The 14,245-nt window shown below is 32.9% G+C and carries 14 protein-coding genes; 5 read left to right on the top strand and 9 right to left on the bottom strand.

Features of this window, described 5'->3' with window-relative positions:
• Positions 1-4 precede the first annotated feature (4 nt).
• Entirely contained in the window at positions 5-1,765 is a 1,761-nt protein-coding gene (locus tag ACODS7_RS11125; RefSeq protein ID WP_016082006.1) for an ABC transporter ATP-binding protein, read from the bottom strand.
• 240 nt (positions 1,766-2,005) lie between these two features.
• Here ACODS7_RS11125 and ACODS7_RS11120 point away from each other — a divergent pair, with 240 nt between their 5' ends.
• A complete protein-coding gene (locus ACODS7_RS11120; RefSeq protein WP_001194305.1) occupies positions 2,006-2,770 on the top strand; it encodes an alpha/beta fold hydrolase in 765 nt (254 codons plus the stop codon).
• 98 nt (positions 2,771-2,868) lie between these two features.
• On the opposite strand, the gene entFM is transcribed toward ACODS7_RS11120, so the two are convergent.
• Positions 2,869-4,155 (bottom strand): enterotoxin EntFM, encoded by a 1,287-nt coding sequence (entFM, locus tag ACODS7_RS11115; RefSeq protein ID WP_063675233.1) that lies wholly within the window; start codon positions 4,153-4,155, stop codon positions 2,869-2,871.
• Positions 4,156-4,833: 678 nt separating this feature from the next.
• Here entFM and ACODS7_RS11110 point away from each other — a divergent pair.
• A complete protein-coding gene (locus tag ACODS7_RS11110) occupies positions 4,834-5,004 on the top strand; it encodes a hypothetical protein (RefSeq protein ID WP_001244280.1) in 171 nt (56 codons plus the stop codon).
• Positions 5,005-5,043: 39 nt separating this feature from the next.
• Here ACODS7_RS11110 and ACODS7_RS11105 read toward each other — a convergent pair whose 3' ends face one another.
• Together ACODS7_RS11105 and ACODS7_RS11100 are read right to left on the bottom strand one after the other, a co-directional pair.
• Complete coding sequence (locus tag ACODS7_RS11105; protein WP_103629770.1) at positions 5,044-5,646, bottom strand: nitroreductase family protein; 603 nt, start codon at positions 5,644-5,646, stop codon at positions 5,044-5,046.
• 246 nt (positions 5,647-5,892) lie between these two features.
• Positions 5,893-6,846 (bottom strand): D-alanyl-D-alanine carboxypeptidase family protein, encoded by a 954-nt coding sequence (locus tag ACODS7_RS11100; RefSeq protein ID WP_001080878.1) that lies wholly within the window; start codon positions 6,844-6,846, stop codon positions 5,893-5,895.
• Between the two features lie 206 nt (positions 6,847-7,052).
• Here ACODS7_RS11100 and ACODS7_RS11095 point away from each other — a divergent pair, with 206 nt between their 5' ends.
• From ACODS7_RS11095 to ACODS7_RS11085, 3 genes are all read left to right on the top strand, one after another.
• Complete coding sequence (locus tag ACODS7_RS11095) at positions 7,053-8,054, top strand: S66 family peptidase (protein WP_243168371.1); 1,002 nt, start codon at positions 7,053-7,055, stop codon at positions 8,052-8,054.
• A gap of 142 nt (positions 8,055-8,196) precedes the next feature.
• A complete protein-coding gene (locus ACODS7_RS11090; protein ID WP_000805130.1) occupies positions 8,197-8,538 on the top strand; it encodes an EamA family transporter in 342 nt (113 codons plus the stop codon).
• Positions 8,531-8,869 (top strand): EamA family transporter, encoded by a 339-nt coding sequence (locus tag ACODS7_RS11085; RefSeq protein ID WP_001089874.1) that lies wholly within the window; start codon positions 8,531-8,533, stop codon positions 8,867-8,869. Before ACODS7_RS11090 ends, ACODS7_RS11085 begins: the two co-directional genes overlap by 8 nt.
• Positions 8,870-8,904: 35 nt before the next feature.
• Here the strand turns inward: ACODS7_RS11085 and ACODS7_RS11080 are convergent, their stop codons facing one another.
• The 5 genes from ACODS7_RS11080 to ACODS7_RS11060 all read right to left on the bottom strand — a co-directional run bounded on the left by ACODS7_RS11080 (position 8,905) and on the right by ACODS7_RS11060 (position 14,149).
• On the bottom strand, positions 8,905-9,351 hold the full coding sequence (locus ACODS7_RS11080) for a DUF6376 family protein (protein ID WP_000695205.1): 447 nt from the start codon (positions 9,349-9,351) through the stop codon (positions 8,905-8,907).
• Positions 9,352-9,441: 90 nt separating this feature from the next.
• Entirely contained in the window at positions 9,442-9,663 is a 222-nt protein-coding gene (locus tag ACODS7_RS11075) for a hypothetical protein (RefSeq protein ID WP_000459105.1), read from the bottom strand.
• Between the two features lie 215 nt (positions 9,664-9,878).
• A complete protein-coding gene (locus ACODS7_RS11070) occupies positions 9,879-10,445 on the bottom strand; it encodes an acyltransferase (RefSeq protein ID WP_029442030.1) in 567 nt (188 codons plus the stop codon).
• Entirely contained in the window at positions 10,438-11,568 is a 1,131-nt protein-coding gene (locus tag ACODS7_RS11065) for a DegT/DnrJ/EryC1/StrS aminotransferase family protein (RefSeq protein WP_029442029.1), read from the bottom strand. Before ACODS7_RS11065 ends, ACODS7_RS11070 begins: the two co-directional genes overlap by 8 nt.
• A 19-nt stretch (positions 11,569-11,587) precedes the next feature.
• Positions 11,588-14,149: a glycosyltransferase gene (locus ACODS7_RS11060; protein WP_016082014.1), complete on the bottom strand. Its 2,562-nt coding sequence runs from the start codon at positions 14,147-14,149 to the stop codon at positions 11,588-11,590.
• Positions 14,150-14,245: the final 96 nt, after the last annotated feature.

The following is a 14,245-nucleotide window of genomic DNA, read 5'->3' as shown; positions in this document are numbered from 1 at the left end:
CATTTTATAATGCACCCTCTTTAATTTTCAATTGTTGCGTTGCAAACTCGCGATACATATCATGCGTCTGTAATAATTCATCATGCGTACCACTACCTGTAAGATTCCCTTTTTCAATAAAGATAATTTTATCTGCATCTACAACAGTAGAAAGTCTATGCGCGATCACTAACGTTGTTCTGCCTTTCATTAAGTTATTTAACGCTTTTTGAACGACAGACTCAGATTTACTATCTAAGCTTGAAGTTGCCTCATCGAGCATAAGAATTTGCGGATTTCGAAGTAACGCCCGGGCAATGGCAATTCGCTGTCTTTGTCCACCAGAAAGCTTCACACCGCGTTCTCCAACTTCTGTTGCATAACCGTTTGGTAAGTCATGAATAAATGCATCAACATATGCCATTGCTGCTACTTTTTCAATTTCTTCATCCGTTACTTCGCCTTCAACGCCGTAACAAATATTATCACGAATCGTTCCATCGATTAACGGACTATCTTGTGATACGTAACCGATTTGACGTCGCCATGACTGTAATGAATAACTCGTAATTGATTCTTTTCCTAATTTAATGGCACCGCTAGTTGGCTCATAAAAACGTTCCAGTAATGAGAATAACGTTGTTTTCCCACTACCACTTGGTCCTACAATCGCTGTCACTTTTCCTGATTCAATTGTGAAATCAATATTTTTCAAAACTTGCTCTTCTTCGTTATACTCAAAATGTACATTTTCAAGAACGATCGGCTGCTTAGCATTTGTCACTTTCACACCAGTTTCATGATCTTCTACTTTATATTCTAAAATCGTACTAATTCTTTCCGTTGCACCAATTGCCTTTTGAAATTGTGTAAAGAACATAGATAATTGACTCATCGGCATTATAATTTGAACTAAATACAAAATAAACGCTACAAGTTCACCAGTTGTTAATGCACCGCTAGAAACTCTCATCCCGCCATATCCTACGATAATAACAAGTAGTGCCATTAAAACAAACGACATAACTGGCGAAATTAATGCTTGCACTTTTCCTTCTTTCAAACCAAATTGTAATAACTTTTGTATACCTGTATTACCCGTTTCATATTCTCTTTTTTCTGTATTTGAAGATTTCACTAAACGAATTTCTGATAACACTTGCGTTAACACGCTTGTAAAAGATGCCGTTTCATCTTGAAGCGCTTTTGAAATCTTATACATTTTTCGTCCAAGTGGAACTAAAATTAATACAGACAACGGAATAACCGTTAAAAGTAACGCAGTCATTTTCCAATCTAACACAAATAATACAATTAACGATCCAACAATTGAAATACCACCTGTTAATAAGTTTGACAAATGCTCAGAAATTAACGTTTTCACAACACCTGTATCATTCGTCATACGGCTAATAGTATCACCTGTTCTATTTTGATCGTAATAAGATACCGGCAAGATAAGTACCTTTTTCCACAAACGTTCTCTTAGTCCCGCTACAATCTTCTGCCCAATATAATTTAGTAAATATATAGACAACCCTGCCGCAATAGTTTGCATTACAAAGAAAGCAACTAACCCAACAATTTGTCCTGCACTAATTGAAGAAAGCGAAAAATTATCTACTAATCCTTTTGTCAGCATAGGAATAAATAAACTCGCTCCCGTAGAAAGCAAACTCATTAATAACGCAAAAATTAAAATTCCTTTCGGAGGATTTGTATCTTGAATAAGGCGTAAAAACTGCCTCCAGCTCCCTTTTTTCTTCATTTCATTTCTAACTTCCATTCCTGTTCATCTCCTCGTGTTAAACCAAACTGTTCTTTCTAAAATTAGAATACGATACAAATGTAAACCGAATGTAAACACACTTTTTCTATTTTTACAAAATATACATAAAAACTCATCTTTACAACAGATATAAACATCTGATATTATTACCTGGTACTTAATATTATTCTATGTAAATTATAGATAAATAATTTACAACACGATATAAATCTCCAGTTAGTGAAAGGAGTATCCTTTTTGCAAACAAATATACATTCTGAAAAGGAAACAATTATTTTTATTCATGGATTAGTTGGCAATCGTCGCGCCTTCAAAAAGGAGCAAAAACGATTTTCTGCCTCCTACAACATTATAACTTATGACTTATTAGGTCACGGTGATGATAAAGGAGAAGCAATCGACTTTTCATTACAGCGCCTCGTAGATCAATTATTAAACTTATATGAACAAGAAGGTATTAAAAAAGCTCATATTTGTGCGCTAAGTTACGGCTGTTACATCTCTACAATTTTTGCACAAATGCATCCAGAAAAAGTATTAAGTATTTGTCATATTGGAGGACATTACAATAATCCTTCTCGCTTATATAACGTATTCCAAAAATTTTGGGAGAAACGAGGAGATGAATACTCTAAATGGCTCTCTCAATACGCAAATACTATTTTTCCAAGTGGTATACTAAAATCAAATCCGTTTGCAGTCATTTCAAGAAATATTTACTACCGTTTCGGATTACAATTACATTCATCCATTATTGCCCAGTCATTACGACATCGGTTAGAATTCGATTTAAAGTCTAAATTAAAATCACTTCCTCACCCTATACTATGGGTAATGGGAGAGCATGATCATCTCTATAAATCTTGTCTATTTGATTTGAAATCTATTTTACCTAACGTTCTATACAAGGAAATACCTTTAGCAGGACATGCAGCTAACTTATTTCGTCCTAACTATTTCCACGACTTATATGATCGATTTTTAAATGGAAAGCTAAAATAAAAACTATTAAACTTCCAATTCATTCAACCATAAAAAGGCTTCCCAAGTTTCCTTGGAAAGCCTTTTCTCTATACGAAAAGTATATAAACTACTTTTTCTTAGTATGCTTTTGTGTAACCTAAAATGTGCTTGCTCCAGTAAGAGTTACTTACAGAACTAATACGTACACCAGTTGCATCTGTTTCTGCACTAATGAACTGACCGTTTCCTAAGTAAACACCCATGTGAGAAGGACCTGATTTATAAGTATTTTGGAAGTATACTAAATCACCTGGTTGTGGATTGCTAGTTTTTGTTTTAGAGCTCCAGTATCCAGCAACTGTTTGACGAGCGCCTTTATGACCAGTTTGATTTAATACGTAGTGAATGAATCCACTGCAGTCAAAACCAGCAGGTGTTGTACCAGCAGTTCTGTATGGTGAACCATTTAAAGATCTAGCGAATCCAGCGATTGAAGATGTATCTCCACCTGTTGTTGGTTTTTGTACATCTTTACCTGGTTGTTGAACGTTATTTGTAACGTTATTGTTATTGTTATTTGTAACGTTGTTTACTCCACCTTTTACAAACTTAACGAAGTCTGCACTTACGTAACCCGTGCGGCCGTTATGGTTAATTTTGTACCAACCATTTTCAGCACCAGTAACGTTTAATACTTTACCATTTGTTACTCCACCGATTACAGCGTTGTATGTAGCTGGGCCTGTACGTACTTTTAAAGCACCAGTGTTAACAACATAAGAACCACCAGTTTGAACTGTTGTAGTATTGTTGTTTGTAGTTGGTTGTTGTGTTTCGTTAGATACAGCAGAACCACCTTTTGTTACGAAGTCTTTGCTTACGTATCCAGTTCCACCATTGAAGTTGATTTTAAACCAATCTTGTACTTCACCTACAACTTGTACTGTTTTACCTTTGTTTACAGAACCTAATACTGTATGAGATGTACTTGGGCCTGTACGTACGTTAAGTGAAGAAACGTTTACTGTGTAAGTACCTGTTCCTTGTTGAACAGTCGTTCCTGTTTTGCCACCAGTCGTTACGAAGTCACCACTTACATAACCTGTTTGACCATTTACGTTTACTTTGAACCAACCATTTTCTTGTCCAACTACTTGTAGCACTTGACCTGATTTCACTTTAGAAATAACGTTATGTCCTGTACCAGCACCTGAACGAACATTTAATACATCAGCAGTTACTGTGTATTTTAATTCAGAAGTTGTTTCTACAGTTTTTGTTTCAGTTACAGTCGTTTGAGTTTGAGTTTGTCCATTAATTTCTTTTAGCGCTTCATTTGAAACTTGTGCATGAGCAGAATCCATTCCTGGAACTGCAACGCCAGCTACAGAAGCTGCTGCTAAACCTGCAATTACTTTTTTCATAAGTTGTCTTTACTTCCTTTCCCTACTATCCTCTTAAAAAAAAACTTAAAACTTTAATACTTTACAATATTATCAAAGTAAAATATTCATCCAGTTCCATTTTTTAGCAAGAGTTTTATTTTTCACACAGAGTTCATTTTAAATGAACAAAGTGAAATCCGTGTGAACTTCATGTGAACTTTATCATTAAATATAGTGTTTTTGCAATGGTTTTTTCAAATTTCTTATATATCGCATGAAAATTCGACATTCTATTTAATATTTTAATATAAAATATCCCTTTTCTATCTATTACAAAAAATTCTATTAACCTAATACAAACTAAAGTATGTATTTCCTTATAAAGCTCCTTAAATGAAGTATACTTTCATCATGACAAAAATCACTCTATTTATCAATAGTATAATATTTTTAGAAAACTAATTTTCTATACTATCTACAATTTTGAAATAATTTGACGAATTGTAAGATTTATTTCACAAAAGTCATTTCTCCTTTAAAGAAAACACACACTATATCAACTGTTCTCTTTTTCCGATAATGGAATTTATAGGATGTTTATAGTATTATATACATATCTTAATAAAAAAGAATTTTAGCGAACTGATTATTAACCCTCACCACTCGGGTTGCCCATTAATGCGGAGTTTTATTTGAATAAAAAGAGGAGGCATATTTATGAGAAATATAATAGATGATCCAATACAAAAAAATATAGAGCTATACTATGCTTTTATTCAATTCGTTTCAATGATAACATTACAAAAAGTATCAGCGATTGTAACACGTAAAAATGAATTAAAGAATCAGATGAAAAATGCCGAACAAAAAAACCCTTACTACTTATAAAAGGTGAACAGGTTATATTCCTGTTCACCTTTTATCAAATTATTTATAAATTTTCACACGGTTTTCTAACGGTTGGAATTCTTTTTCACCAGCCTGTACTACCGGTTTACCAAATGGCATTTGCGCAGTTAGTTTCCAATTCCCTGGGATATCCCACTCTTTTCTCACTTCTTCATCAATTAGCGGATTGTAATGCTGTAACGTAGCACCAAACCCTTCAATTTCTAAAGCTGTCCAAATTGCAAATTGTAACATTCCTGATGATTGCTGAGACCAAGTTGGGAAATTATCTTTATATAATGCAAAGTTTGCTTGAAGGCCTTCCACTACTTCACTGTCTTCAAAATATAAAACCGTCCCATAACCACTTTTAAATGCATTCATTTTTTCTTCAGTAGGTGCAAAGTTATTTTCAGGTACAATTTTTCTTAACGTTTCTTTCGTAATATCCCATAATTTATCATGTTGTTCTCCTAATAAAACAACAACACGAGCACTTTGAGAATTAAAAGCTGAAGGTGTATGTTTTACAGCATGATAAATCACTTCTTGAATTTTCTCATCAGAAACTACTTGCTCTTTACTAATTGCATAAATAGATCTTCTGTCTTCAATTGCTGAGTAAAAATCTTTTGCCATCATAATTCCCTCCAATTTTCAATTGAGGCTATTTCATATGTATACATCATATTACGCCCCTCAAACTTATTATTAATAAGCTTATAACTTTATAATATCACAGCAACAAATAAACTCAAATGATAACACTTGTATTTAGAATCTTTTTCCTTTTTAAAGTTAAAATAAAAAGACTGTTTATTGTTATCTAAAATTAGTAACAATAAACAGCCTTACTTATGTAGCGATCTAGATTGGTATTTTACTTACTTAATTAACTAATCCAAATGCATACGACATTAACTTATTCGTCTCTGTAAAACGTTTTGTTTTACTTGAGGTCCCCATGACTACTGTAATAATTCTGTTATCACCTTGCTTGGCAGTCCCAGTAAAACAATATCCTGCACTATCTGTAAATCCTGTTTTTAGTCCGTCCATTCCTTCTATATATAAACTTTTATTATTTTTGTTTAACATGTCGTTTGTGCTTATAACATTAATATTATTAAATGCTAGCTGACTTTGACGCAAGTGAGTCACTTCTAATATTTCCGGATAATCTTTTATAAGATGATACGCTAATTGTGCTACATCAGCAGCCGTCATTTTTGTTTCACTTCCATCTGGCTCTTGTAATCCAGAAGCATTTGCAAATTTAGCATGTTCCGACATTTTTAACTGTTTCGCTTTTGCATCCATAAGCTGAACGAAATCTTTCTCCGATTTTGCCATATGTTCTGCTAAAGCCACAGCTGAATTATTAGCTGACTCAATCATTAATGCATGATATAAATCTTTAACAGTTAATGTGTCATTAACTTGTACTGGGATTCTCGCTCCCTCTGTTTGTGCCGCCTTCGCACTCATTTTAACTGGATCTTCCCAGCGAACTTTCCCGTTATGTATACTCTCTAGTAGGAGATACGCTGTCATCATCTTAGACATACTAGCCGGTGCAAAAGCTTCATTTTCATTATATTGATAAATAATATCTCCATCACTCGCATCGATAATCATAGCCGCTTTTGCGTTAATTTCTGGTGGGATGTACTTTGGCGGGACTACTTTTTCAGTAAATCCTGCTTTAGGTAGTTCTGCCACTTGCAAAGGTTGTCCTTCTACATTCGCTACGCTCTTTTGATTTCCTTGGAATAAGAACCAACATATCCCTAAAATAATGACTAATAGGACTGTCATCCTTCCCCATTTTAACCGATTCATTTCAAAACTCCTTTAGCAAACCTTTTATACACTCACATTTAACCTTAACAACAATTCCTTTATACAGTCAAGGTAAAAAGTATATTTATTCATATACAGTAATTATTATTTTAATTTGTTTATGTTACACTTATAATACTGAAATATAAGAATATTCAACAATAAAATCTTGTAAATAAACTATTTAATAGAAGGGATTCATACAAATGCTACTTCCAAAATCATTAAAATATGGAGACACAATTGGGATCTACTCCCCTTCTTCACCAGTAACCTACACTTCTCCAAAAAGATTTGAACGAGCAAAATCTTACTTACAACAGAAAGGGTTTCGTATATTAGAAGGTTCATTAACAGGTCGATATGATTTTTATCGTTCTGGTAGTATACAAGAGCGTGCTGATGAACTAAATGCCTTGATAAGAAACCCTAATATTTCTTGTATTATGTCAACAATTGGTGGGATGAATTCAAATTCAATATTACCTTATATTGATTATGATGCTTTTCTAAATAACCCTAAAATAATGATTGGATATTCAGATGCAACTGCTTTATTACTAGGAATTTATGCTAAAACAGGAATCCCTACATTTTATGGGCCCGCTCTCGTCCCTTCCTTTGGCGAATTTGAACCTTTTGTTAACTGCACATACAAATATTTTGCAGAAACTTTACTACATGATCAATCTCTTCCTTATCATATAAAACAACCATTATTTTGGTCAGATGAATTTATTAATTGGGAAGAAAAGACGAAGGAGAAAGAACTTCGACCAAACAATTGGATTTCAGTAATTGACGGAAAAGCTACTGGGCGTATTATTGGCGGGAATTTAAACACGATACAAGGAATTTGGGCTAGCCCCTATATGCCACATATTCAAGAAGGCGATATTCTCTTTATTGAGGACAGTTCAAAAGATGCAACTACTATCGAAAGAAGCTTTTCATTCCTTAAAATTAACGGTGTATTTGATAAAATTTCAGGTATCATTCTTGGAAAACATGAGCAATTTGATGATTGTGGTACAAATCGAAAACCTTTTGAAATACTGTTGGAAGTACTTCAAAATCAAAGAATTCCTTTTCTAGCTGACTTCGATTGTTGTCATACACATCCAATGATTACTATACCTTTCGGTGTTCAAGTAGAGTTGGATGCAACAAATAAAACGATACATATTGTAGAATCTTGGAAAAAATGAATGCATGACTTCTATTGTTTTACAATAAAAGCCATGATACTATATAATTTGGAATGTGAAAGATTAAACAAAATATATTTCTATATCTATCATTAAAAAAACAGATATAAATAGATATTTATATGTAAAAGAGAGTGAATAAATGAAACCAACTATTAAAAATTATGTATTTTTACATGTAGCTTTTTTGATATATTCTATCATTATGGTTTACATGAAATGGGCAGCTCAATTTCCAATTGCTTCAATCTCATTTTTTGTTGCTTATTTCGGACTAGTTATACTTTTATTCGGATATGCAATTTTATGGCAACAAGTAATTAAACATTTCGAAATTTCAAAAGCATATTCACATCGAGGGATTATTATACTATGGTCAATGCTTTGGTCAGTATTTCTATTTGGAGATACAATTCAGTGGAATCATTTACTTGGTGCAGCTATTATTATCGTCGGAATTGTGGTGGTGACAAAAGATGAATAGTTATATGCTATTGTTTATTTTCGGGATAATTTTAGCAAATTACTCACAAATATTATTAAAAAAAGCTACTTTACAACAATACGATTCTAGAATAAAAGAATATGTGAATCCTTATGTTATTATCGGTTACTCTTTATTTGTACTTAATGCTGGATTAAATGTAATCGCCATGAAGGGCATGGAATTAAAACAAGCATCAGCATTAGAATCCTTAAGTTATATCATCATATTAATTTTCGGTTGGTATTTCCTAGGGGAAAAAATAACGAAACGTAAACTCATCGGCAACATGATTATTATCGTTGGTGTAATCGTTTATTGTATCCAATAACAAAAAGCTCCGTTTGTTACAAACGGAGCTTTTTGTTATTGACCTAAATTTTGCACCTTATCTTTCAAATCACGAACTTGATCTATCGTCTGCATGAGCTCTGAGTTTTTAAATTGCTCTACGTCCATTTTTCCTTCCTCTATCTTTTTCATAGACGTATCAATTAACGAATTTAGCTTTTCATTATATCCAACGATTTGTTGATGAAGATCCTTCGCTACATCTGGTGGCGTTAATTCATTGAAAGCTGGTATATCTTGTTTAATTTCATTCAGCTTCGTTTCTAATTCTTTTCGAGCTGTCCCATCGTTAATAGCTTTCTCTGCTAGTGCCGGTGCTTCATTTGCAAATGCGCTTATTTCATTTACATAGTCTGTCGCCTTTTGAGCATAATCTATGGAGTTCTTTCCTTCCTCCACTATTGAACATCCCATTAAACCAATTGAAACTATAAATACTAATAAAATTGATTTTATTTTCATTTCAGACTCCCTTCGTCTTTATAATTGTCTATAATTTTCTCTATCATAACTTCTAGCTAAATTGCTTACAACCTTTTTTCAAATAGCTATTTATACTCTTACATGCCCTATTATTGTTACAACATCTATTTCTATATGTACGCTTATAATATCTTCAATTATATCCATATATCCTTGTCCTATAGCTGCTCCATAGTGTAATGTAATCCCCTTCTTTTCATACACTGACTGTGGCACTGAAAAAATAAATCTCCTCAAGTTTCTTTCATCAGCTGGTTCCATAATTAAAACAATCCCATCCTCATCAAACATATACGCTCGCCCTCCAACTTTACATTCACTATGGCTCAGTATTGCCTTGGTCAGCAAAATTTAAAACATAATAAGTTAAGATACACTCTGCTCTATCATAAAGTGAAACTTTAATCAGCTCCCACCTAATTTCTTTGCTTTCGCTGAATTTCGAGGTGAAGTCTTACTGCCCGGCAAATAGCGGGATAAAAATAAAAAGCATTCATTCTTTTTTATTAAGAATGAATGCTTTTTAAAAAATCAATTTCCAACTCTAGCATCTTTTTTTGACGAGGTTTTACTTTCCTTACGGGAACTCCAGCGTAAATATACCAATCATCTAAACTCTCTTTTACCATACTCATCGCGCCGACTGCCGTACCTTCTCCTACAGTTACATTTGGAAAAATAATAGAATTAGCACCAATAATCACATGTTTTTTAAAAATAACTTTTCCTACTTTCACATTCCTATATTGATTCGGGACGGTTGGCCCCATTAATGTATTTCCACTGAAATCATCAAGTACTGCATATACGATTGTTTTAGCTGAAATGTTTGCAAAGTCATGCATTTCAATCCCAATTTCCCCTCCATATAACGCTGTATACGCCGAGATGTGCGAATAACTTCCAATTGTGATTTTGCCACTTAAAATGCAAAAGTCATCAATTCTTACATTATTGCCAACTGATATAGCACCCGGATTATATATACTTGCTTTTTTACTAACCAATACATTTTTCCCAACAGATAAAAATCCAATTTTCTTTAGTTCTTCTTGACTATAAAAACTATTCATCTACCAACACCACCTTCTGCTCTAAACAGATTACAATTTGCTCTACTAGTTCTTTCGTCATTCCTTCCCATAAAGGTAAACTTACAATTCGTTTTGCTATTTTATTCGTTTTTGTTAAATCTGTAGACTTATATTTTCTAAAAAGAACTTGTTGGTGGCAAGATGGTGAAAAGTATAATCTAGCTTCTATTTTCTGTTTTTTCAGTTCTTCTATTACTTGTATGTTGTGAACTTCTTCTGGACAAATGATAGGCATAAATTGATGAATAACCGCTTCTGTCTTTTGGACTTCCCACCCTTTTTTCATTAACCCAGTACTTTGCAATAACTGTTTATACCATTCAGAAATACGGGTGCGTTCTTTTAATTTTTGATCCCATCTTTTTATAGTCGCTATCCCAATAGCTGCTGCGTATTCAGACATTTTACAATTAAACCCCATCATCGTGCATTCACGATTTTTATCAAATCCGAAATTCCCCATTCTTTTAATACGTTGTATATCTTCTTCGTTTTTACTATATATGAGCCCTCCTTCACCAATTCCGAAAGGCTTTGTTGCATGAAAGCTATATACGATCATTCCACTAAAATCCTGACCGTAATGCATACCACTATTCATTAATCCAAATCCCGGTGCCGCATCTACGACAACCGGAACCCCGATTTTCTCTAATTCTTCATATTCTTCTAAGTCCATCCATGATCCAAAAGTTGCGTACGGGACAACAATCGCAACCTCTTCTTTTAATTCTTCTATCTTATCCAAAAGTACGGTTTTATCCATATACCAATCATCGATTGAAATATCAATAAAATAAGGTTCCAATCCACACCAAATAGCCGCTAAGACAGTCGCAGGGAATGTAAAACTAGGCATAAGAGCATACTTTCCCTTTCTTCTTTTCTTTAGTTGAATAGCCGCCATTAACCCTAACGTTGCATTTGCTACTGTTGTAACAGCTCCCCTGTTTTGAAAAAATGCCGACATAATTGTTTCCTCAAAACGTTGATTTATAGGTCCATAATTCGTATATATGTGAGATGTATCAATTTCCTTCAATTCGTCCAAATACTCAATTACAGGTACAGTTGAAGCACGTAAAAAAGGAATATTCTCCATATCTATCTATTCCTTTCTATCATTTTCGGACAATATAGAGCATATCTGTTTCAGATAATCCAAATTTCCTAGCACTTTTCATTCCTTGTTTTTCCGCTATGTTATATAATTCCACCTTAAATCCTGCATTCATTAATCGTTGAATAAATCCCGATTGATTATAAATTCTCACATGATCTTCTTGACCAAAAGCTAATTTCCTCAATTGTGGTGTTACAATTAATTCATTCTCTACAATAAAATCTACATTCATTACGATTGGTACTTGAATAATTCCCCATCCATTTGGCTTTAACACTCTATATAACTCTCGCATTGCTTTGTCATCATCAGGAACGTGTTCTAACACATGGCTACATAATATTACATCAAAAGTATTACTATCATATGTAATCCTTGTAACATCAATTTCCTTCATTAATGGATCCTTTGGTTCTAAGTCACCACATACATACGTAATATTTTTATACTCGTTAAACCAATCTCTTAACTTCGCTTCAGGTGCAATATGAAGCATAGTATAGTTTCTATTTAACAAGTCTGTTTCCGTTTCAATGTATGTACGATACAATCTTTCACGATCCATCGAATTACAAACTGGACATATCCCTGTATCTTTATTCCACATCTCAAATTTATATTTCGGAAAATCATAATGTGCTGGCCAAGGTGAAAATTTTTCAAATTGTTGATTGCAATATTGACAATAACAAAATTCTTTCTCAAACATGTGAGCAACTAATTTGTGTAACCCTTTTTTTATCTTTTCATTATAAATTTGATCTATTTCGCCATTTCTTACTGCATCCTTAACTATAAATCCCGCATTTTCTAAACAATAAGATAAACTCTCTTTATACTCACTTTCAGAACTTAAAAATCCACTATTATATGCATCTATAATTAATTCAATCCACTCTTCAATTGTCATTAACATAAAATGCATTTGTTTTTGATTTTGTCCACTATGTTGTCTAAAATAACTAAGAGGTTCTTGTATATAAACTACTTTTCCTTTTCTCATCATATCTATCCAAGTTGCAATATCATTAATAGCAGAATAAGCCTTTCCTTTAAAATACCCAAACTTACCTTCAAACAAATCCCGATTAAACAAAACAGTTGTCGGCTCACCAACTATATTTTTTAAGTTTTTTAACATATAATTCCCTAATTCTTTTCCTTCAAAAAGTGTTGTTTCTTTCGCGATTTTCATATTCAATGTTGACGGTGGTAATATCTCTCCATTCTCATCAATCAGTTCACGATATGACGTCACAAATGAAATGTTTTCTAATGCCAAAAAGTATTTCATCATTCTCTCGATCTTTTCATGATGAAATAAGTCATCATCTAATAAAAAATTTATATAATCCCCATTCGCAAGTTCTATACACTTATTAAAGTTTTCGGCAACTAATGGCGTTTCATTTTTAACATATGTAATACACTCATATTCACGTAAGTACGGTTGAATCATAACATTGACTTCATTATTTGTACTGTCGTCAGAAATAATAATTTCTATATTTTCATATGTTTGATTCAGAGCACTGTTGAGCGCTAATTCCAAGTAATAAGGTCTATTGTATGCAGGAATAAGTATACTTACTTTCGGTAAAGAAGAATTATTATTTATATGCTGTTTTTTCTTTTCTATATTTATTTTCTTTCCTCTAATTTTTTGGTAATAGTCTAATGTATATAATATCGATGATGGAACTATCCTTCTTGCATAATCTAGAAAATTAGTTATCGCTTTGTCTAAATCTTTTTCGTTGGATAAGAAACCATATTTTTCTCCCGCTATAATACTGTGTGAAAAATCTTCTAACCCATCCATCATTTTATTAGATTCATTTAACTGTTGATCTGGATGTAATCGAAAGTAACTAAGTGTCTCTGCTATATATACTGCTTTTCCTTCACTTAATAAAGATAACCATGAAGCTATATCTACATTACATAAATACCGCCTCTTATCAAAAATCCCATACGGTTCTTGTAACTCATTTTTACGAAATAAAACTGTTGTTGGTTCTCCAATATAATTTTTTTGATCCACAATTACCTTATTTCCTAATTCTATTCCCTCTATAATCGTATCCTCTTCAAATAAACGGACAGTTGAATAAATATGTCGTAGTTCTTTCCCTTTATCATCAATTACTTGACGATGAGATGTTACTAGCTTAATTTCATTATCTAGATCATTGAAAAAATACTTCATCATCTTTTCAATTTTATTCACATGAAATATATCATCATCCATTAAAAAATTTATATACTCACCGTTCGCTTCATGAAATAACATTAGCGCATTTTCAAATTGTCCGAGAGTTGATCTGTTTTTTATATAAATAATATTTAAATGATCACATAAATATTTTTGTAACACCTTTTCTGTTTCGTCATTCGTGCTGTCATCTCCAACTATAATTTCTATATTAGGGTACGTTTGTTCTAACACACTACATAACGCCTTTTCAAAGTAGCGAGGACGATTATACGTAGGAATTAACACACTTACCAACGGAAGTTGCTCTACGACCTCTTCAATTCTTTCAATACGAGTTCTCATTTTAACTCTCTCACCTCTTCGCATATTATTTATATACGCGACACAAAAATCACATTACTTTAACTGTATGGAGCCTATATACTTTTATGCAAACAT

The organism is Bacillus sp. FG16 (assembly GCF_057809515.1).
This window is presented reverse-complemented; position numbering and strand designations above follow the sequence as displayed.

Coding starts and splice junctions, on each gene's coding strand:
- ACODS7_RS11105 (WP_103629770.1), bottom strand. CDS start 5,646: ATGATGGCAAAAGATTTTTACTCAGCAATTGAAGACAGAAGATCTATT.
- ACODS7_RS11070 (WP_029442030.1), bottom strand. CDS start 10,445: ATGAATAGTTTTTATAGTCAAGAAGAACTAAAGAAAATTGGATTTTTA.
- entFM (WP_063675233.1), bottom strand. CDS start 4,155: ATGAAAAAAGTAATTGCAGGTTTAGCAGCAGCTTCTGTAGCTGGCGTT.
- ACODS7_RS11060 (WP_016082014.1), bottom strand. CDS start 14,149: ATGAGAACTCGTATTGAAAGAATTGAAGAGGTCGTAGAGCAACTTCCG.
- ACODS7_RS11085 (WP_001089874.1), top strand. CDS start 8,531: ATGAATAGTTATATGCTATTGTTTATTTTCGGGATAATTTTAGCAAAT.
- ACODS7_RS11090 (WP_000805130.1), top strand. CDS start 8,197: ATGAAACCAACTATTAAAAATTATGTATTTTTACATGTAGCTTTTTTG.
- ACODS7_RS11095 (WP_243168371.1), top strand. CDS start 7,053: ATGCTACTTCCAAAATCATTAAAATATGGAGACACAATTGGGATCTAC.
- ACODS7_RS11125 (WP_016082006.1), bottom strand. CDS start 1,765: ATGGAAGTTAGAAATGAAATGAAGAAAAAAGGGAGCTGGAGGCAGTTT.
- ACODS7_RS11100 (WP_001080878.1), bottom strand. CDS start 6,846: ATGAATCGGTTAAAATGGGGAAGGATGACAGTCCTATTAGTCATTATT.
- ACODS7_RS11110 (WP_001244280.1), top strand. CDS start 4,834: ATGAGAAATATAATAGATGATCCAATACAAAAAAATATAGAGCTATAC.
- ACODS7_RS11075 (WP_000459105.1), bottom strand. CDS start 9,663: ATGTTTGATGAGGATGGGATTGTTTTAATTATGGAACCAGCTGATGAA.
- ACODS7_RS11080 (WP_000695205.1), bottom strand. CDS start 9,351: ATGAAAATAAAATCAATTTTATTAGTATTTATAGTTTCAATTGGTTTA.
- ACODS7_RS11065 (WP_029442029.1), bottom strand. CDS start 11,568: ATGGAGAATATTCCTTTTTTACGTGCTTCAACTGTACCTGTAATTGAG.